This is a genomic window from Pseudomonas sp. LFS044, assembly GCF_047978245.1.
GTDB lineage: Bacteria > Pseudomonadota > Gammaproteobacteria > Pseudomonadales > Pseudomonadaceae > Aquipseudomonas.
In genome coordinates, this window is sequence record NZ_JBFPFX010000001.1 from 21,374 (window position 1) to 41,077 (window position 19,704).

The 19,704-nt window shown below is 59.8% G+C and carries 20 protein-coding genes and 1 tRNA gene; 14 read left to right on the forward strand and 7 right to left on the reverse strand.

Annotation, left to right across the window (positions count from 1 at the left end; translation table 11 throughout):
- The first annotated feature begins 7 nt into the window (after window positions 1–7).
- The 3 genes from rbsK (at window position 8) to ACNQPL_RS00150 (ending at window position 2,473) form a co-directional block, all read left to right on the forward strand.
- Window positions 8–916: a ribokinase gene (rbsK, locus tag ACNQPL_RS00140; RefSeq protein WP_416465101.1), complete on the forward strand. Its 909-nt coding sequence runs from the start codon at window positions 8–10 to the stop codon at window positions 914–916.
- Complete coding sequence (gene rbsD / locus ACNQPL_RS00145; RefSeq protein ID WP_416465103.1) at window positions 913–1,311, forward strand: D-ribose pyranase; 399 nt, start codon at window positions 913–915, stop codon at window positions 1,309–1,311. Before rbsK ends, rbsD begins: the two co-directional genes overlap by 4 nt.
- Before the next feature lie 154 nt (window positions 1,312–1,465).
- Window positions 1,466–2,473, forward strand: a complete 1,008-nt coding sequence (locus ACNQPL_RS00150) for a nucleoside hydrolase (RefSeq protein WP_416465105.1) — start codon at window positions 1,466–1,468, stop codon at window positions 2,471–2,473.
- Here the strand turns inward: ACNQPL_RS00150 and ACNQPL_RS00155 are convergent.
- Window positions 2,445–2,654 (reverse strand): hypothetical protein, encoded by a 210-nt coding sequence (locus ACNQPL_RS00155; protein ID WP_346612194.1) that lies wholly within the window; start codon window positions 2,652–2,654, stop codon window positions 2,445–2,447. The two genes, ACNQPL_RS00150 and ACNQPL_RS00155, sit on opposite strands and share 29 nt — an antisense overlap.
- A 295-nt stretch (window positions 2,655–2,949) precedes the next feature.
- Here ACNQPL_RS00155 and ACNQPL_RS00160 point away from each other — a divergent pair, with 295 nt between their 5' ends.
- The gene (locus ACNQPL_RS00160; protein WP_346612195.1) at window positions 2,950–3,270 is read left to right on the forward strand and encodes an I78 family peptidase inhibitor; all 321 of its coding nucleotides are present in this window, start codon (window positions 2,950–2,952) and stop codon (window positions 3,268–3,270) included.
- 61 nt (window positions 3,271–3,331) lie between these two features.
- Here the strand turns inward: ACNQPL_RS00160 and ACNQPL_RS00165 are convergent, their stop codons facing one another.
- Complete coding sequence (locus ACNQPL_RS00165; protein WP_016499013.1) at window positions 3,332–3,544, reverse strand: cold-shock protein; 213 nt, start codon at window positions 3,542–3,544, stop codon at window positions 3,332–3,334.
- 167 nt (window positions 3,545–3,711) lie between these two features.
- Entirely contained in the window at window positions 3,712–4,014 is a 303-nt protein-coding gene (locus ACNQPL_RS00170) for a hypothetical protein (protein WP_346612196.1), read from the reverse strand.
- A gap of 336 nt (window positions 4,015–4,350) precedes the next feature.
- On the opposite strand from ACNQPL_RS00170, the gene thrS reads away from it, so the two are divergent.
- The 10 genes from thrS (at window position 4,351) to ACNQPL_RS00220 (ending at window position 12,616) form a co-directional block, all read left to right on the forward strand.
- A complete protein-coding gene (thrS, locus tag ACNQPL_RS00175) occupies window positions 4,351–6,273 on the forward strand; it encodes a threonine--tRNA ligase (RefSeq protein WP_346612197.1) in 1,923 nt (640 codons plus the stop codon).
- Window positions 6,273–6,824, forward strand: coding sequence for a translation initiation factor IF-3 (infC, locus tag ACNQPL_RS00180; RefSeq protein ID WP_012052879.1), 552 nt, complete (start codon window positions 6,273–6,275; stop codon window positions 6,822–6,824). Before thrS ends, infC begins: the two co-directional genes overlap by 1 nt.
- A gap of 60 nt (window positions 6,825–6,884) precedes the next feature.
- A complete protein-coding gene (gene rpmI, locus ACNQPL_RS00185; protein WP_012313865.1) occupies window positions 6,885–7,079 on the forward strand; it encodes a 50S ribosomal protein L35 in 195 nt (64 codons plus the stop codon).
- Between the two features lie 28 nt (window positions 7,080–7,107).
- Window positions 7,108–7,464, forward strand: coding sequence for a 50S ribosomal protein L20 (gene rplT / locus ACNQPL_RS00190; RefSeq protein WP_003250671.1), 357 nt, complete (start codon window positions 7,108–7,110; stop codon window positions 7,462–7,464).
- Window positions 7,465–7,574: 110 nt separating this feature from the next.
- A complete protein-coding gene (gene pheS, locus ACNQPL_RS00195) occupies window positions 7,575–8,591 on the forward strand; it encodes a phenylalanine--tRNA ligase subunit alpha (protein WP_346612198.1) in 1,017 nt (338 codons plus the stop codon).
- Window positions 8,592–8,622: 31 nt separating this feature from the next.
- Window positions 8,623–11,004: a phenylalanine--tRNA ligase subunit beta gene (gene pheT / locus ACNQPL_RS00200; protein WP_416465110.1), complete on the forward strand. Its 2,382-nt coding sequence runs from the start codon at window positions 8,623–8,625 to the stop codon at window positions 11,002–11,004.
- Window positions 11,005–11,008: 4 nt separating this feature from the next.
- A complete protein-coding gene (gene ihfA / locus ACNQPL_RS00205; RefSeq protein WP_003250679.1) occupies window positions 11,009–11,311 on the forward strand; it encodes an integration host factor subunit alpha in 303 nt (100 codons plus the stop codon).
- The gene (locus ACNQPL_RS00210; RefSeq protein ID WP_008100384.1) at window positions 11,292–11,648 is read left to right on the forward strand and encodes a MerR family transcriptional regulator; all 357 of its coding nucleotides are present in this window, start codon (window positions 11,292–11,294) and stop codon (window positions 11,646–11,648) included. The genes ihfA and ACNQPL_RS00210 overlap by 20 nt, the downstream gene beginning before the upstream one ends.
- A gap of 110 nt (window positions 11,649–11,758) precedes the next feature.
- Window positions 11,759–11,835 (forward strand) — tRNA-Pro (locus ACNQPL_RS00215).
- Between the two features lie 613 nt (window positions 11,836–12,448).
- A complete protein-coding gene (locus ACNQPL_RS00220) occupies window positions 12,449–12,616 on the forward strand; it encodes a hypothetical protein (RefSeq protein ID WP_156676013.1) in 168 nt (55 codons plus the stop codon).
- Between the two features lie 303 nt (window positions 12,617–12,919).
- Here ACNQPL_RS00220 and ACNQPL_RS00225 read toward each other — a convergent pair whose 3' ends face one another.
- The 4 genes from ACNQPL_RS00225 to ACNQPL_RS00240 all read right to left on the reverse strand — a co-directional run bounded on the left by ACNQPL_RS00225 (window position 12,920) and on the right by ACNQPL_RS00240 (window position 19,688).
- Window positions 12,920–14,035 (reverse strand): HD-GYP domain-containing protein, encoded by a 1,116-nt coding sequence (locus ACNQPL_RS00225; RefSeq protein WP_028614250.1) that lies wholly within the window; start codon window positions 14,033–14,035, stop codon window positions 12,920–12,922.
- Window positions 14,028–17,969, reverse strand: coding sequence for a response regulator (locus ACNQPL_RS00230; protein WP_416465114.1), 3,942 nt, complete (start codon window positions 17,967–17,969; stop codon window positions 14,028–14,030). Before ACNQPL_RS00230 ends, ACNQPL_RS00225 begins: the two co-directional genes overlap by 8 nt.
- A gap of 693 nt (window positions 17,970–18,662) precedes the next feature.
- On the reverse strand, window positions 18,663–19,181 hold the full coding sequence (locus tag ACNQPL_RS00235; protein WP_416465116.1) for a hypothetical protein: 519 nt from the start codon (window positions 19,179–19,181) through the stop codon (window positions 18,663–18,665).
- A 3-nt stretch (window positions 19,182–19,184) separates the two neighbouring features.
- On the reverse strand, window positions 19,185–19,688 hold the full coding sequence (locus tag ACNQPL_RS00240) for a GIY-YIG nuclease family protein (RefSeq protein ID WP_416465118.1): 504 nt from the start codon (window positions 19,686–19,688) through the stop codon (window positions 19,185–19,187).
- Between the last annotated feature and the right edge of the window lie 16 nt (window positions 19,689–19,704).

A 19,704-nucleotide genomic window follows, 5' to 3' on the forward strand; every position in this document is an offset into this window, starting at 1 on the left:
AATGTTCATGAGTACCAAGGTAGTAGTGGTTGGTAGCCTCAACATGGACCTGGTGGCCCGCGCAGAGCGGCTGCCACGTGCGGGAGAAACACTGGCCGGCGAAAGCTTTTTCACCGTGCCCGGCGGCAAGGGCGCCAACCAGGCCGTGGCCGTGGCGCGCTTGGGTGCTGATGTGGCGATGGTGGGCAACGTGGGGGATGACGCCTACGGCGAGCAGCTGCGCAAGGCCTTGGAAGTGGAAGGCATCGATTGCCAGGCGGTAGGCGTATGCGCAGGTGTTTCCAGTGGCGTGGCGCTGATTACCGTGGATGCCGCCAGCCAGAACTGCATCGTCATCATCCCGGGCGGAAACGGCCAGCTCGCGCCGGCTTGCGTGCAGCGTTTCGATGCATTGCTGCAGGCGGCAGAGGTGATTATCTGCCAGTTGGAAGTGCCAGCCGAAACAGTGGCGTGGGCCCTCGCCCGGGGGCGTGAACTGGGCAAGACAGTCATTCTCAACCCAGCGCCGGCCACCGGCCCGCTGCCGGCGCAATGGTTCGCTCACATCGACTACCTCATCCCCAACGAGAGCGAAGCCGAAGCACTGACGGGCCATCCGGTCAACGACCTGGCCAGCGCCGGCCGTGCCGCTGAGCGCCTGCTGCAGCTGGGTGCCGGCAAGGTAATCGTCACGCTGGGTGCCCAGGGCGCGCTGTTCGTCAGCCGCGATGGCAGCCGGCATTTCCCGGCGCCACAGGTAAAGGCGCTGGACACCACAGCGGCGGGCGACACCTTCGTCGGCGGCTTCGCGGCAGCGCTGGTGCGGGGTTTGGAAGAGGGCGAAGCGATCACCTTTGGCCAGCGCGCCGCCGCGCTGTCCGTGACCCGCGCCGGTGCCCAGCCATCGATCCCGACCCTGGCGGAGCTGACCCCATGAAAAAGACCGCGCTGTTGAATATCGCGTTGTCGCGGACCATCGCCGGTTTGGGCCATGGCGACATTCTGGTCATCGGCGATGCCGGGCTGCCGGTGCCGCCAGGTGTGGAGCTGATCGACCTGGCGTTGACCCCGGGCATCCCCGATTTCGCCAGCGTGCTGCGCGCCGTGCTCAGCGAAATGCAGGTGGAGCGGCATGTGCTGGCCGAAGAGATGCAAAAGGTGGTGCCGCCCGCGCTGGTCGAGATCGAGCGGCTGCGCGGCAAGCTGGGCAAGCGTGAATGGCTGAGCCACGAGGCATTCAAAGAGCTGTCACGCAGCGCCCGTGCCGTGGTGCGTACCGGCGAATGCCAGCCCTACAGCAATATTGCCCTGATTTCCGGGGTGACTTTCTAGAGCCGAGGGCTGCCGCCCTCGATCGCCGGCAAGCCAGCTCCTACAGGTGCACCGCTACCGGCAGGCCTGTACCGCACCCGTAGGAGCCGGCTTGCCGGCGATGGGCCGCAACGCGGCCCCAATGGATCCACCACCAAGGCAACAGGAGTGCCCCATGCTCAAACCCCTGCTACAAGGACTCACCCTCATGGCCGCAGCCGCCACCACCACGCTCCAGGCCGCCCCGCGTGAGCTGATCATCGACACCGACCCTGGCGCCGACGATGTGGTCGCCTTGTTCCTGGCCATGGCCTCGCCGGACGAACTCAACATCCGCGCCATCACCACCGTCGCCGGCAACGTGCGCCTGGACAAGACCTCGCGCAACGCCCGCCTGGCCCGCGAATGGGCCGGCCGCGAAGACATCCCGGTATACGCCGGGGCAGGGCGCCCGTTGGTGCGCGCGCCCATCTACGCAGCCGAAGTACACGGTGAGGAAGGCTTGACCGGCGTCCCCGTGCATGAGCCGAAACAGCCCCTGGCCCAAGGCAATGCCGTGCAATACCTGGTCGACACCCTGGGCGCCGCCAAACCGAACAGCATCACCATTGCCATGCTCGGCCCACAGACCAACCTGGCCCTGGCCCTCATCCAGCGCCCGGAAATCGCCAAAAGCATCAAGGAAGTCGTGGTGATGGGGGGTGCGCACTTCAACGGTGGCAACATCACCCCGGCAGCGGAGTTCAACCTCTACGCCGACCCGCATGCCGCCGAAGTCGTGCTGGCCAGCGGCGTGCCGCTGACCTACCTGCCGCTGGACGTCACCCACAAGCTGTTGACCAGCGACGCCCGCCTCAAGCAGCTGGCAGCCGTGAACAACCAGGCCAGCAAGCGGGTGGTGGATATCCTGAATGCGTACATCAAGCACGACATGGCGCTGTACGGCCTGCCCGGTGGCCCGGTGCATGACGCCAGCGTCATCGCTTACCTGCTCAAGCCCGAGCTGTTCAGTGGCAAGCGTATCCACATGAGCGTCGACAGCCGCGAAGGCCCGACCTTCGGGCAGACCGTCGCCGACTGGTACGGCGTGCTCAAGCAGCCGGCCAATGTCACGTGGGTAGGCGAGGGGGACGCACAGGGCTTTTTCGACCTGCTCAGCGCGCGCCTGGCTCGACTGCAATAGCGGGGTGCGGCGCGTAGCGCTCGAATACCTGGTCGATGAAACTGCGCGCCGCCTCGCTGCCGCGGTCGCGCACCAGCAGGTCCATGGCGATCAAAAGCAGTTCTTCTGGCGTGCTGGGGCTGTAGGCGCTCTGGCCCTCGTCCCATTTGACCTTGATATCGGCGTCGATGTGGTGGTTCATGAAAGGCTCTCGTGTGCGGCCCGGGGCGGAGGGGCGAACACCTGACCCTGGTGTTCGAAGCAGGCATTATGCCTTCACTTCTTAAAGTAAATCATGACTTTGCGTCAATGGGTGTGCGACTTAAGCATAAAAAAACCTGCGAAGCTAACCAGGCATCAGGGCCTACTCGCAAAATCCAGTCACGATTGGCTTGCGCCTGTGCCGGCCAGTTCAGGCAGACTTGAGCGGTTTTGCAACGAATTCATGCGGGAAGTGTCCGATCAAGGCAGTTCCCAGATCGATTTTAGGAGGATTCATGTTCCGTACCCGTGCTTCCCTGGCAACCTTGCTGGTCGCTGCTGTGCTGGCTGGTTGCAGCACTGGTGGCAAATCTGATGGTGGCAGCGCCGCGGCGGCGCCCGCTGGCAATGACGGCCGCTGCGAGGCCAGTGGCGCCGATTTTGCCATCGGCAAGCAGGGCAGTGCCGACCTGCTCGAGCAGGCGCGCAAGGCCAGTGGCTCGCAGATGGCGCGTATCCTCAAGCCGCACGACGTGGTAACCCTGGAATACCGCTCGGAGCGCTTGAACCTGAACGTGAATGAGCAGGGTGTAGTGACGCGCGTCAACTGCGGTTGATCGTTAATCTGCGCCCATAAAAAAACCCGCCACCAGGGCGGGTTTTTTTACAGCTTCCGAATTACTCCGGACGAACCTGTGCAGCCTGCATGCCCTTCTGGCCGCGCTCGGCGACGAAGGAAACTTGCTGACCTTCTTTCAGGCTCTTGAAGCCGTCAGATTCGATGGCCTTGAAGTGAACGAACAGGTCGTCGCCGCCGCCTTGTGGGGTGATGAAGCCGAAGCCTTTCTCATCATTGAACCATTTGACGGTGCCGGTTTGGCGATTGGACATGGGATGAATCTCCAGAAACTTGATATTTTTCGAAGTGCCACAGACGCCTGAGCTGCCTGGCACAGGTGACATCATAGTCTAATTCTGCGGATCTAGCGCCTTTTACATTCGATAGATGATGATCTAGCGCAAATAAAGGCGCACAACCCCCGGTTTCAGGGCCTCAGCTATTTTGGTTTGCAGCTTTGCTGCACCACGGTCTGGGCCTTTTGCATCAGTTTGGCGTCAACGCCGTCCTTGCTGTCGAGGTCTTCGATCTCCTTATCGGTAAAATTCTTTTTGATGGCCTGTGCGCCACAGCTGCAGTGTTTTTGCGCAGTCGCGGCGTCGACGCCTTGAGCGCCCGCCACTTGCTGGCATTGAGCCATGTAGGCACCCTCCTTGCCGGCAGGGAAGTTGCCAGCGGTCGCAGCCACAGGCAGCAGCAGGGCGCCAGCGGCCGCCAGGGCCAGAAGAGACTGAACTCGCATAACCGGTTACTCCTTGGGTCAAGGTCTCAACAAGAGTAGGTTGCTTCCCAAAGTCTGATCGGAATTTTTCCGCGTAAGTTCACCGCCAGCATGTAATTTCCAAATATTTCTGCGCCCGGGTGCAACCCGCGTGCTAGCATGCCCGGCTTGCACCTGCACTGTTGCAGCGTGCAGCTATCTTTTTACTTTCCAGTCACTCAGGTCCCCCTGGCAAGCCGAAAGGCTTCTGCCACTGTGAGGCAGGCTTCTCTATAAGGAAGGCAGGTCGGATCTTGTACTGGCTCATCCCAACCCACGTGACCTTTGGTAGGGGTCACCACTAGGAGAGGAGGCGCCATGCCCATTATTACTCTTCCCGATGGCAGTCAACGCGCGTTTGATCACGCGGTATCCGTAGCCGATGTTGCCGCTTCGATCGGCGCCGGCCTGGCCAAGGCCACCCTGGCCGGCAAGGTCGATGGCAAACTGGTCGATGCCTGCGACCTGATCACCCACGACGCCAAGCTGCAGATCATCACCCCTAAAGATGAAGAGGGACTGGAGATCATCCGTCACTCGTGCGCCCACCTGATCGGCCATGCGGTGAAGCAGCTGTACCCGACCGCCAAGATGGTGATCGGCCCGGTGATCGACGAAGGCTTCTATTACGACATCGCCTACGAGCGTCCTTTCACGCCTGACGACCTGGCGGCCATCGAAAAGCGCATGCAGCAGCTGATCGAGAAGGACTACGACGTCGTCAAGAAGATGACCCCGCGCGCCGAAGTCATCGATGTGTTCCAGAGCCGTGGCGAAGACTACAAGCTGCGCCTGGTCGAGGACATGCCCGACGAGCAGGCCATGGGCCTGTACTACCACGAAGAATACGTCGACATGTGCCGCGGTCCGCACGTGCCGAACACGCGTTTCCTGAAGGCATTCAAGCTGACCAAGCTGTCCGGCGCCTACTGGCGCGGCGATGCCAAGAACGAGCAGCTGCAGCGTGTGTACGGCACCGCCTGGGCTGACAAGAAGCAGCTGGCCGCCTACATCCAGCGCATCGAAGAAGCCGAAAAGCGCGACCACCGCAAGATCGGCAAGCAGCTCGACCTGTTCCACCTACAGGAAGAAGCCCCGGGCATGGTGTTCTGGCATGCCAACGGCTGGACCGTGTACCAGGTGCTCGAGCAGTACATGCGTCAGGTCCAGCGCGAAAACGGCTACTCGGAAATCAAGACCCCGCAGGTCGTCGACCGTATCCTCTGGGAGCGTTCCGGCCACTGGTCCAACTACGCCGAGAACATGTTCACCACCTCGTCGGAAAGCCGCGATTTTGCGGTAAAACCGATGAACTGCCCGTGCCACGTGCAGGTGTTCAACCAGGGCCTGAAGTCGTACCGCGACCTGCCGCTGCGCCTGGCCGAATTCGGTGCCTGCCACCGTAACGAGCCATCCGGCGCCCTGCACGGCATCATGCGTGTACGTGGCTTCGTGCAGGACGACGCGCACATCTTCTGCACCGAAGATCAGGTGAAGAAAGAAGCCGCCGACTTCATCAAGCTGACCCTGGACGTGTACAAGGACTTCGGTTTCACCGACGTCGCCATGAAGCTGTCGACCCGCCCGGCCAAGCGCGTGGGCTCTGAAGAGCTGTGGGACCGTGCCGAAGGTGCACTGGCCGACGCCCTGAACGAATCCGGCCTGGAGTGGGAATACCAGCCAGGCGAGGGCGCGTTCTACGGCCCGAAGATCGAGTTCACCCTGCGCGACTGCCTCGGCCGTAACTGGCAGTGCGGTACCCTGCAGTACGACCCGAACCTGCCAGAGCGCCTCGACGCCAGCTACATTGCCGAAGACAACGCGCGCAAGCGCCCGGTAATGCTGCACCGCGCTATTCTCGGCTCGTTCGAACGCTTCATCGGCATGCTCATCGAACACTACGCGGGCGTGTTCCCGGCGTGGCTGGCACCGACCCAGGCGGTGATCATGAATATCACCGACAAACAGGCCGATTTCGCCCTAGAGGTTGAGAAATCTCTGAACGGTAGCGGTTTCCGTGCCAAGTCGGACTTGAGAAATGAGAAGATCGGCTTTAAAATCCGCGAGCATACTTTGCTCAAGGTCCCGTATCTTTTGGTTATAGGGGACCGCGAAGTCGAAACGCAAACCGTCGCTGTGCGTACTCGCGAAGGCGCAGACCTGGGCTCCATGCCCGTCGCCCAATTCGCTGAGCTTCTGACACAAGCGGTTTCCCGGCGTGGTCGCCAAGAATCGGAGTAATGACTATTAAGCGTGAAATGAGAAACGATAAGCGTGCTGTACCGAAGGCCCCGATCAACGAGAATATCTCGGCCCGCGAGGTTCGGTTAATTGGCGCAGACGGCGAGCAGGTTGGCATCGTCTCGATTGATGAAGCGCTGCGTATCGCTGATGAAGCGAAGCTGGATCTGGTAGAAATCTCTGCAGACGCGGTACCACCGGTCTGCAAGGTCATGGACTACGGCAAGCACCTCTTCGAAAAGAAGAAGCAGGCTAACGAAGCCAAGAAAAACCAGAAGCAGATCCAGATCAAAGAAATCAAGTTTCGTCCAGGGACGGAGGATGGGGATTACCAGGTAAAACTACGCAACCTGGTACGTTTCCTTACCGATGGGGACAAGGCCAAGATCTCTCTGAGATTCCGTGGTCGTGAGATGGCCCACCAGGAGCTGGGCATGGAGCTGTTGAAGCGGGTCGAAGCTGACCTCGCCGAATACGGCACCGTTGAGCAGCATCCTAAGATGGAAGGACGCCAGCTTATGATGGTCATCGCCCCCAAGAAAAAGAAGTAATCTCCCGGGCACGGCAGGCCTGATGATTATGTGTAATTTTATCGAATGCGGAGTTCCAACATGCCAAAAATGAAAACCAAGAGCGGTGCTGCGAAGCGTTTCCTGAAAACGGCAACCGGCTTCAAGCACAAGCACGCTTTCAAGAGCCACATCCTGACCAAAATGTCGACCAAGCGTAAGCGTCAACTGCGTGGTAGCAGCCTGCTGCACCCGTCCGACGTCGCAAAAGTCGCGCGCATGCTGCGCGTTCGTTAATTCTGGTCAAAGATAGAGGAAGTTACTCATGGCTCGTGTAAAGCGCGGCGTTATCGCTCGTAAGCGTCACAAAAAAATTCTGAAACTGGCTAAAGGTTACTACGGTGCACGCTCGCGCGTCTTCCGCGTAGCCAAGCAGGCAGTCATCAAGGCAGGCCAATACGCCTACCGCGACCGTCGCCAGAAGAAGCGTCAGTTCCGCGCACTGTGGATCGCTCGTATCAACGCCGGTGCCCGCACCAACGGTCTGTCTTACAGCCGTCTGATTGCTGGCCTGAAAAAGGCGTCGATCGAAATCGACCGTAAGGTTCTGGCTGACCTGGCAGTGAACGAAAAAGCGGCGTTTGCTGCAATTGTCGAGAAAGCTAAAGCCGTTCTGGCTTAAGTACCCACGACAATCATCCGGCGGCGCGTTGTGCTGCCGGGTGTAAAACGTCATCGATAGGGGAAGAGCCTTCAAAGCTCTTCCCCTATTTTCGTATCTGGAGTCTGTACATGGAAAACCTGGACGCGCTGGTCTCCCAAGCCCTTGAGGCAGTGGAGCGCGCTGAAGACATCAATGCCCTGGAACAGATCCGGGTTCAGTATCTCGGCAAGAAAGGCGAACTGACCCAGGTGATGAAGACCCTGGGCAACCTGCCAGCCGAAGAGCGGCCGAAAGTCGGCGCGCTGATCAACGACGCCAAAGAGCGCGTCACCGAAGTGCTCAACGCACGCAAGGCAGGCTTTGAAGAGGCCGAGCTCAGCGCTCGCCTGGCCGCCGAATGCATTGATGTGACCTTGCCAGGCCGTGGCCAGACCACCGGTGGCCTGCACCCGATCACCCGTACTCTCGAGCGCATCGAGCAGTTCTTCACCCACATCGGCTACGGCATCGCCGAAGGCCCTGAGGTCGAAGACGACTACCACAACTTCGAAGCGCTCAACATCCCTGGCCACCACCCGGCCCGGGCGATGCACGACACCTTTTACTTCAATGCCAACATGCTGCTGCGCACCCACACCTCGCCGGTGCAGGTGCGGACCATGGAGTCCACCCAGCCGCCCATCCGCATTGTCTGCCCAGGCCGTGTATACCGCTGCGACTCGGATATCACCCACTCGCCGATGTTCCACCAGGTCGAAGGCCTGCTGATCGACCGTGACATCAACTTCGCCGACCTCAAGGGCACCATCGAAGAATTCCTGCGCGTGTTCTTCGAAAAAGAACTGGAAGTGCGCTTCCGCCCATCGTTCTTCCCCTTCACCGAGCCGTCCGCCGAAGTCGATATCCAGTGCGTGATGTGTTCCGGCAAAGGCTGCCGCGTGTGCAAGCAGACCGGCTGGCTGGAAGTGCTGGGCTGCGGCATGGTGCACCCGGACGTGCTGCGCATGTCTGGCATCGACCCGGAAGAGTTCCAGGGCTTCGCCTTCGGCATGGGTGCCGAGCGCCTGGCCATGCTGCGCTATGGCGTCAACGATTTGCGTCTGTTCTTCGACAACGACCTGCGGTTCTTAGCCCAATTCCGCTAGGCCCAATCGACGCAACTTCTAGGAGAACAGCATGAAATTCAGTGAACAGTGGCTGCGCGGTTGGGTAAACCCGCAAGTCTCCCGTGACGAACTGGTTGCCCGCCTGTCCATGGCCGGCCTCGAAGTCGACAGCGTAACCCCCGCTGCCGGCCAGTTCAGCGGCATCGTCGTTGGCGAAATCCTCGCCACCGAACAACACCCGGACGCCGACAAGCTGCGCGTCTGCCAGGTGAGCAGCGGCCAGGAAACCTTCCAGGTGGTGTGCGGCGCCCCCAATGCGCGCCCGGGCATCAAAATCCCGTTCGCCATGATCGGCGCCGAACTGCCGGGCGACTTCAAGATCAAGAAAGCCAAACTGCGCGGCGTCGAGTCTTTCGGCATGCTGTGCTCGGCGGCTGAGCTGCAGATCAGCGAAGAAAACGACGGCCTGCTGGAGCTGGCCGCCGACGCCCCGGTTGGCGAAGACATTCGCAAATACCTGAGCCTGGACGACGCCAGCATCGAGATCGGCCTGACCCCGAACCGCGGTGACTGCCTGTCCCTGGCTGGCCTGGCCCGCGATGTCAGCGCCCTGTACAACGTCCCGGTCACCCGCCCGGTGGTCCCGGCCGTAGCGCCTGCCCATGACGAAGTGCGCCCGGTCGAAGTTTCTGCCCCGGCCGTGTGCCCACGTTACCTGGGCCGGGTCATCCGCAACGTCGACCTCAGCAAGCCGACCCCGCTGTGGATGGTCGAGCGCCTGCGCCGCAGCGACGTGCGCAGCATCGACGCCGCCGTCGACATCACCAACTACGTGATGCTCGAACTCGGCCAGCCGATGCACGCCTTCGACCTCGCCGAAATTAACGGCGGTATCCGCGTGCGCATGGCTGAAGAGGGCGAGAAGCTCGTCCTGCTCGACGGCCAGGAAGTGGCCCTGCGTGCCGACACCCTGGTGATCGCCGACCACACCCGCGCCCTGGCCATTGCTGGCGTGATGGGTGGCGAGCACAGCGGCGTCAACACCGAAAAAACCCGCGACCTGTTCCTCGAAAGCGCCTTCTTCGAGCCGATCGCCGTTGCCGGCAAGGCCCGCTCCTACGGCCTGCACACCGATGCTTCGCACCGCTACGAGCGCGGCGTCGACTCGCAGCTGGCCCGCGAAGCCATGGAGCGCGCCACCGCGCTGGTCCTCGAGATCGTCGGCGGCGAAGCCGGCCCCATCGTCGAAGCCGTCAGCCAGCAGCACCTGCCGCAAGTCGCCCCGGTGACCCTGCGCGCCGAACGCATCACCCAGATGCTCGGCATGGAGCTGGACGCCGCCCAGGTCGAGCAGATGCTCAATGCCCTGGAGCTGACCACCACAGCAGACGGGGCAGGGCAGTGGACCGTCAAGGTTCCAAGCCACCGCTTCGACATCAGCCTGGAAGTCGACCTGATCGAAGAGCTGGCCCGCCTGTACGGCTACAACAGCCTGCCGGTCCGCTACCCGCAGGCGCGCCTGGCCCCCACCGCCAAGCCAGAAACCCGCGGCGAGCTGCCCAACCTGCGCCGCCTGCTGGTCGCGCGCGGCTACCAGGAAGCCATCACTTACAGCTTCATCGACCCGAAGCTGTTCGAACTATTCAGCCCAGGCGTAGAGCCCCTGCTGCTGGCCAACCCGATCTCCAGCGACATGGCCGCGATGCGCGCCTCGCTGTGGCCGGGCCTGGTCAGAGCCATGCAGCACAACCTCAACCGCCAGCAAGACCGCGTGCGCCTGTTCGAAAGCGGCCTGCGCTTCGTCGGCCAGCTCGGCGACCTGAAGCAGCAGCCAATGATCGCCGGCGTCGTCACCGGCAGCCGCCTGCCAGAAGGCTGGGCGAACGGTCGCGACAGCATCGACTTCTTCGATGTGAAAGCAGACGTGGAAGCCCTGCTGGGCTACTCCGGCGCCCTGAGCGACTTCACCTTCACCGCCGGCAAACACCCAGCCCTGCACCCCGGCCAGACCGCTGTGATCCAGCGCGACGGCAAGGATGTCGGCTACCTCGGTGCCCTTCACCCAGAGGTCGCCAAGGCCCTGGACCTGGACCGCCCGGTGTTCGTCTTCGAGCTGGTGCTCGCTGAGGTGGTCGAAGGCCGCCTGCCGAAATTCAGCGAACTCTCCAAGTTCCCGGAAACCCGTCGTGACCTGGCGTTGATCGCAGGACGTGATGTAGCTTCTAACGCGGTGCTTGAAGTAATTCGTGACAATGCAGGCGAATGGCTCACAGACCTCAGGCTGTTTGACGTCTACCAAGGTAAAGGCATTGATCCTGATAGAAAAAGCCTTGCCGTCGGCTTGACCTGGCAGCATCCATCGCGCACTCTTAACGACGATGAGGTGAACACTACCCTGCAAAACATCCTCACCTCGCTCGAACAAAGGTTGAACACCACGTTAAGGAAATAACGGCATGGGTGCTCTGACGAAAGCTGAGATGGCCGAAAGGCTGTACGAGGAGCTGGGGCTTAACAAGCGTGAGGCCAAGGAGTTGGTCGAGCTGTTTTTTGAAGAAATTCGGCACGCACTTGAAGAGAACGAGCAGGTCAAGTTGTCCGGTTTCGGCAACTTCGACCTTCGCGACAAACGCCAGCGGCCGGGCCGCAACCCCAAAACCGGGGAAGAGATCCCGATCACCGCTCGCCGCGTCGTCACCTTTCGTCCAGGGCAGAAGTTGAAGGCCCGGGTTGAGGCCTATGCTGGAACCAAGCCATAACGACGAACTGCCCCCCATACCGGGCAAACGCTACTTCACCATTGGTGAAGTCAGCGAGTTGTGTGCCGTAAAGCCACACGTGCTGCGGTACTGGGAGCAGGAGTTCCCGCAGTTGAACCCTGTGAAGCGGCGGGGCAATCGGCGGTATTACCAGCGCCAGGACGTGCTGATGATCCGCCAGATCCGCGCGCTACTGTATGACCAGGGGTTCACCATTGGCGGGGCGCGGTTGCGGCTCTCCAGTGATGAGGTGAAGGATGAGTCAAGCCAGTACAAGCAGCTGATTCGGCAGATGATTGTTGAGTTGGAGGATGTGTTGGTGGTGTTGAAGAAGTAGGCTTTTCCGATGAGTGGAATTTTTTGAAAAAAAAGGTTCCATTTATCAAAAGGTTAGGGTACATTCTTCAACGTTCTCGGCAACATTGAGAACATGCTTCAAAGCCCAGTCGGGGCGTAGCGCAGCCCGGTAGCGCACTTGCATGGGGTGCAAGGGGTCGAGTGTTCGAATCACTCCGTCCCGACCAAATAACTCCAAAAAATCCAGTCACTTAGCGGTGACTGGATTTTTTTATGCCTGATCGATTTTAACTGGTCGGCAATTTTGCCCCACTTTTTGCCCCACCCAGATGTTGATCGAATTTCGCGTGCTGGTTAGCACATCAGAATTCGTGAGTAGGGCTGTTCAGGTCTGTTTAACTCTATGGGTTAATGGTCAGATGCTCGGTGCGGTGAATCTTGAATGGCCGTTTTCGACCCACAGCTGCCCTTCGCGACGGGCAGAAATCGGCCAATAGCAGTCATTGCTTACCCGATTGTCGCAGCTCGAAAGATTGCCGGGGCTGAACCCAATGCAATTCTGAGCAGCTTGTCCTACCTGGGTGAGATGACGTCCGAGGAATTCGGCAAACCGGATGCCGCGCGCGTCGGCTAGTTCGCGTTACCAATAACGCCGCTTATGTTCAAAAGGCCCCTACACTTGAAGCCAGTGTGGGGGCTTTTTTGTGGGCCGGTGAAAACCAGCCCCCCCTGCGCTTGTAGACCAACCCCCACAGCGGTGGTTTTACGCAGTGACCGCTAATTCGATCAGGAAGCGCCTTCCTGGCGTTATCCCTCACCTCAACAATAATGGGTGAAAGAATGAGCGTCGTATTCTCGCGCAATGGTGTCAGCATGCCCGATCTGGTCCGCACCAAACTCGCCAATCACCTGGCACGCCTCGGCCGCCCAGCAGATGTGCCTGCCTTTGCACTGGCCGAAGAGCGCGCAGAAGGTTTTTGGAGGGGGTGGAAGCCGCACATGCGCTAACCCCCGCTTCGATTGAGGGGTTGTTTATCGCCGTTGAAGACGCCGCCGCACGCCGGCGGCGGGATCTGGCGCCATGAATGGTGAAGCGATCCAGTCAGACACCTTGAGCGCTTTGGTCAGCCAGCACGCGATCCGCGAAACGGTGGTGGGCCGCGTGGCGTGGATAACCACGAACCATAACGGACGTTCAGGCAGATGTGATGCCAAATAATCGATGGAGTTCGCATTGCCTCTAGGGGGCATTTCAAAACCTCAAAAAAATGACCAAAAGCCCTTGGCATTGATTTCACGGCGATGCGTTGATTAGCCATCCTGACCGCGATCAGCAAAACGCACCGCGATAGCCTGGAATTGCTCATGGTTGGCCAGGAAAACCTCGCAAATATCTGGATCGAAATGCGTAGCACATCCCTGGCGGATTATCTCCAGCGCCTGATCGTGTGACATGCCTTTCTTGTATACGCGTCGGCTAATCAACGCGTCATAGACATCCGCCAATGCCATGAGCCTGGCGCTGATGGGGATGTCATCGGCACTCAGCCCATCGGGATAACCGGTACCGTCCCACTTCTCGTGGTGGCTGTAGGCGATCTCCTTGGCCAGGCGCAGAAATCCCACCGAGGTGCCCAACTGCTCTTCGGCATGCCGGATTGCATCGCGTCCCAGTACCGTATGGGTCTTCATCGTCTCGAACTCTTCCGGCGTGAGGCGCCCCGGCTTGAGCAGTATGTCATCGGGTATGCCGATCTTGCCGATGTCATGCAACGGAGCTGACTTAAACAGCAGGCGGATACTTTCCTCATTGAGAAACTGCTGGAACCTCGGATGTTCGCGAAGCAGCTCGGCCAGTAGTCTGACGTAGTGCTGAGTTCGTCGAATGTGGTTACCCGTCTCATTGTCGCGGGTTTCGGCCAGCGAGGTCATGGCCTGAATGGTCACATCCTGGATAGCGATGACCTCGGCGGTGCGGCGCTGGACTTCCTGCTCAAGGTAAGCCTTCTGATCACGCAAAAAGTCGGCGGCCGCCTTGATCTTCAATTGGGTTTCCACCCGTGCCAGCACGATGGGTGGGTTGATCGGCTTGGTGATGTAGTCCACGGCGCCCATCTGCAAACCCAGGATCTCGTCTTCCATTGTCGCCATGGCGGTGATGAAGATGATCGGGATATGAGCGGTGCGCGGATCGCGCTTGAGCTGCTCTGCCACCTCATACCCCGACAGATCAGGCATCATGATGTCGAGCAGAATCAGATCCGGGCGAGGCTCCTGCACCGCTGCCTTCAGCGCGCGCTCACCGCTGATGGCCACCCGCATGCGGTAGATGTCCTTCAGCAGGCCATTGATCAGCGTAATGTTCTCCGGCGTATCATCGACAATGAGGATGATCGGGGGAAGTGGGTAGTTTAGCGTTTCACTCATGATGTTCCCTCCAGCACGGGGTATCGCGGGCCGTCGATGCACGTTTGAGGGTTAGCCGTGCGGCCTCGAAGTCAAAGTTGTTCACCTCATTCATCAACTGCTCGAAACTGTCCTGGCCGAGTGCTCCGCGCAACGAATCCGCATACTGTTCCATATAATCCGGCGCTGCTCCGTCATTGGCCTCCAGCAGGTGGATGAGCGCTATGGCATGCTGTGCCCAGTCGACGCTCGATACCACCGCCGGTGCTGCCTGGCCGCTACCCAGCGCTTGACGGATTGCATGCACGGCCAGCGAGAGCGCCTCAATCAATTCATTCACCAATGCGTCCGACTCAGCGTGTGCCCCGATCGCGGTTTCCAGCTTACCGGCCATGGCTTGCAGGCCGCTGAAACCGAGGTTGCCTGCAACGCCTTTCACGGTGTGGGCCATTCGCTCGGCCGTCGCCCGATCACCCGCACGTAGCGCGTTCCTCAGCGCTTGCCCTTCCATAGCCCTGCGGTCGGCAAATTGACCCAGCAGCTTGATGTATAGCTGGCGATTGCCCGCCACTCGCCTCAGTCCGTCGGCGCTATCTAGCCCTGGAATGTCCGGTAGGCGCTCCTCGCCCGATGCGGCGCTGGACGGCTCCACTGCCGCCGACCGAGGTACGACCCAGCGCAGAACCGTGGCGATGAGTGCTTGCGGATCCACGGGCTTGGTCACATGGTCGACCATGCCCGCCTCGATACAGCGCTCCCGGTCCTCGACCCTGGCATGTGCGGTCATAGCAATCACCGGGATCTGTGCGCAGTGAGGCCCGACGCGAATACGCCGGGTCGTCTCGAGACCATCCATCTGCGGCATCTGTACGTCCATCAGCACCGCGTCGTATTGCGCTGCAGCCAACATCGACAGCGCCTCGCAGCCGTTGCCGGCAACTTCCACCAGGGCACCGGCAGCCTCGAGAAGCTCCCTGGCAATCTGTTGGTTGATTTCGTTGTCCTCCGCGACGAGCAGGCGCACTCCGGCGAGCACCTTCGCCTGCGCAATGGGTACGGTTAGCGCCACCACGCCCGTTTGCGGCGCGAATAAGTTGACCAGTACCTCTACCAGCGAGGACTGGTTGACCGGCTTGACCAGGAACGCGCGAATGCCGGCCGCTTGCCCAGCGGCGTGCATTTCGTCATGCCCAAATGCACTGACCATGATGGCGTACAGTGCAGGCTGCAGGCCAAGCGCCCGGCGCGTCGTCTCGATGCCATCCATCTCTGGCATTTGCCAATCCACCAATAGCACCCGGAACGGGTCGTCGGCCGCAGCACCGCGAAGGCTCTCCAGAGCAGCCTCGCCTGACGCCACCGCGACCGGCGAAAGCCCCGCTACGAGAAGCATGTCGGAAAGGATCTGGCGCGCGTCGGCATTGTCATCGACGACCAGGACGCGCGCTCCGGCGAGCTCCGCAGGGACAATCTGGCGCTGCGTACGCATGTGCTGGTCAAGACCAAGCCAGACACTGAAAGAGAACGTGCTGCCGTTGCCCGGTTCTGAGTCAACCGTGATCGTTCCGCCCATCAACTCGACGATGCGCTTCGAGATGGCAAGGCCCAGGCCGGTACCACCGAATTGTCGCGTGGTGGAGCTATCGGCTTGGGCAAAGGCCTCAAAGAGTCGCCCGGTTTGCTCGGGAGTCATGCCGATACCGGTATCGCGGACACGAACCTGCAGTTGAACTTTGTCGCCGGTGCGGCCCAGGTTGCGAACCACGACCGTAACCTGCCCCTGTTCGGTGAATTTCACTGCGTTGCCTACCAGGTTCAGGATGACCTGGCCCAGACGCAGCGGATCTCCAAGCAGCGTCTCGGGAACGTCCGACGCCCGGTCGAACAGCAGCTCAATGGCCTTGTCGTAGGCCTTTTGCGCAATCAGCGAGGACACGTTGTCTAGCACTGCGTCTATCTCAAATGGCACTACCTCGACGCTAAGCTTGCCGGCCTCGATCTTGGAGAAGTCGAGGATGTCGTTGATGATGCCAAGCAGCGAAGTGCCCGCGTTGTGGATTTTCGAGACATAATCGCGCTGCCGCTGGTCCAGCGAAGTCTTCAGCGCAAGGTAAGACATGCCGATGATCGCATTCATGGGCGTGCGGATTTCGTGACTCATGTTTGCAAGGAAGTCGCTTTTTGCCCGCGTCGCCTCTTCAGCAATCTCCTTCGCCCGCTGCTGCGCGTGCTCTGCTGCCTTGCGCTCGGTGATGTCCTGCAGCCAGCCGAGCAGCCCTTGCTCCCCCTGGATCTGGATTGGCAGGTAGGTGACAAGTATGGTGCGTTCGCGCCCCTGCCGGTCACGCATCGGTACTTCTTGGTCCTTTGCGATGCCGTCGTCCGTGAGGCGTTCGACGATGGCTTCGCGATCATGCTCATTCGCGTAAATCTGCGAAGCAGCGTCACCGACGCCTACGCCGAACGTTTCACAGAAGCGGGGGTTGGCGAAGCGGATCACGCCCTGGGTAGAAAAGGCTATGTTGATTGGACTCGTATCGAGGATTGCCTGCAGCCGCGCGCGTTCTTCGCTAAGCGCCACTGCTGCCGCATGATGATCCGTGACATCGCGCACCCAACTGGCGACCAGGGTCTCACCGTGGATTGTCACGAATGATGCACCGACCAGAACCCAGAGAATTGATCCATTTTTGTGCAGCAGGCGGGTCTCGAAGTTTTCGACCTTGCCATTTCGTGTCAGCAGTTCGAGGAAGCGCTCGCGCTCCTCAGGGTCGACATACAGGCTCGTGGCGTTGCGCCCGAGCAGGTCCTCGCTGACATAACCGGTCGCCTGTGAAAAGCGTTGGCTTACTTCCCTGACAGCTCCGTTCCGATCTGCCAGCACCAGGCTGGCGGGGCTGGTATCCATGAGCGCGCTGGTGAAAGCCTCGCGCTCGGCTAGCTCTGCGGCAACGCGCTTGCGCTCGTCTACTTCCCGGTTGAGGCGTCGGTTCCAGGCCAGCATGGCGCCGAGCAACAGCAGGACCGCGACCAAGCTCGGGATCGCCCATCTCATTACGGTTTTAATATCGAGGCCGTCCTCGTTGAGGGACTCCTCGAACAGCCGGTATTCCATGAGCGATACGCGATAGTACCGCCGCCAGCTCGCATCGAGCGGCGAATCAATGCGATTGCTGGACTGGAAGAACTGCTCCAGCGCTCGTGCGAGATCCGGCGCGTTGCGCGCAACACCCCACCCAACGCTGGTCGCTTCGCTGACCGGAAACGCAATGGAGAGACGTTCGGGATCTTCACGGGCCCAGCGCAGCGCGCTTTCACTACCCAACACCGTGAAATCCACCTTCGCATCGGCTACCAGTTTCACAGCCTGCTCGGTTGGCGCATAGACGATTCTGACCGGCTGACTGGATAGAGGACCGCGGTTGGCTTCATCGATCCACTGCTCGTAGCCCGTACCCTTCTGCACTGCCGCCGTCAGACCGAGCAGATCAGACACCTCGTTGCCAAGGGACTGGTTGGAGCGATGGGCGATGACCAGGTTGCGTACCCGGTAATAGGGCACGAGCAACATCTTCGTTTCGCGCCAAGGGACGATCTGCAAGTCATTTGGATAAAGATCGCAGCGGCCGTCGGCGAGTAGCTTCGGGTCGTAGCTTGCCTCGCGTACGGTCTCGCCCCGATCGTCGTGAAACTGCGCATCGAAACTCGGCAGTTCCGTTACCTGTGGGCGTAAACCGAGTGACCGCGCGAACGCCTCCGCGTTAGTCCGGTAGAATGAAGCGCTTGAGCCAGCCACGCATATGCGCAGGACGCCGCTTTCCCGAATCTGGGACAGCGTACGTGCTTCTACGCATGGCATGCCCAACACCAACAAGCCTCCCAGTGCAAGCAACGCTCCCAAGCGCGGCTCTGTTTTCAAAATGCTCCTGCTGGTAGGTAATTGCTCACGATCCAACTCGACATATCCTTGTGAACGCCCTTGCAAGAGCTTGTCCGCCGTTCTGCACTGGTATTATAGGTTTTGGAGTGTAGGCATACGCTGCAGCAAGCGCCAGCAACAAAAACTGGGCCAGCTAGCAACCTCCCACTGCTACTCACCGTTCGGAAAGTGAGTTTCCGGACGCTTACTTAATACTCGCACACCTAAGTTTCTCCAATGTCCGCTATGGGTCGATAGCGGACACTCACCAAGGACAGATCATGTGTGTATATCAGAAAGTTCGAATCCCTACGCTTCCGCCACTAATTTTCATCAAAGCCCTGATTCTTCAGGGCTTTTTTGTGCCTATGTGTTTTTGGTACCCCATCTGGTCCCCCATAATTAGTTTGGCTTTTGCTGGTTTACAGCGGATTGTGATGGACGTGCTGTTTTCATGGCGCCTAATGATTCACGCTAGGACGGGGAGATTTTTCGAAGGCAGCGGAGGAGGGAGATATGCTTGGGTCTTGCCTGCAGCTATCGACCCGGCACCTGACCATAGGGGCCGCTTCGCGACCCCATCGCTTACACGCGCGGCTCCCAACGGAGGAGGCGGAGCTCTATAAGATGGTGACATCCACTGCGCATTTGGGGATCCTGAAGCCTGGATCGGGCGTGTGGGACCGGTTCAACTTGGCTAGGAAACGGTCTTCAAGGGCGGCTGGACTATTAGCCGAGCCGGCCATGGCGTTCGAGTATTCGCATCAAAACGCTGTTCGCATGACTGAAGTTCTCGCGCTGATCGCGAAGCTCATAGGCCCATTTTGCGCCGTGGAAGAGATTGTTGCGTAAGCGCCAGACGATCATCAGGAGAGCCAACATTCGGTCGCGTGGGGTGTCGTTCACCCCTTCAATAACCGCCTGAACGAGATCACGGTGGTCTGAGGGCCGGAGTTGCAGGTGAGGGAAATGGTGAGTCAATTCACCGGCGGCATAGTAACGACTCCGAAAGTAGGCAAGCTCCGCCTCGTAGAGCTCAGCTCCTAGCGTTCTGTCCAAAGTCCAGGCATCGACTCGTTCGCGGATGCGATTAGTCCCGGCATAGTTCTCCATGATCTGTGCCTCGAAAAGACTCCAAAGAAAGGCGAAGTCGAATATGACGCGGCGATCAAGATCTGGTAGACGCTGAAAGCCGGGGGCTCGGGCTTCAAGCCATTGTTCACTTACACTAAGTTCCCTGTCAGTCATAGCTCAGTTGTCCAAGTCTTCGTTGTGTGGGTTCAAGTCCGAGAAGTCCGTTAGCGTGTCGCAGTTCAGACAGTGATACATCTGCGATGCATCTTGAAAGTGCATGCCGCACAGGCAGCCGCAGAAGGGGCAGCACTCACAGATCTCAAGGTCGCCCCATTCCCATACCCCAAGATACTCCGGCACAGCGTCACGGTCATAGCCAATGACCTGGAACGCATCAGCGTTCTTGGCGACAAATCCGTCTCGGCCAGCGCGCATAAGAATGGGCAAGATATCTGAAGGCTCGATCGCGAACCACTCGCCGCGCGCGTGGGCCGATTTGAAATGTTGATGGAACTGGCGTTCAAGCTCAAAGGCGTTGGCGACCTCGATCCATCCGAGTAGTTTCAGAACGAGAGGATTGCCGGTCTGGAGATTGCGCTTACGCTCTGCGATGTTCTTCGCCACTCCGATCTTGATAGGAGAGCATCCGTTTTCATCTTCTCCAATGAAATAGACCGGCAAATTATTTCCCCTAGGC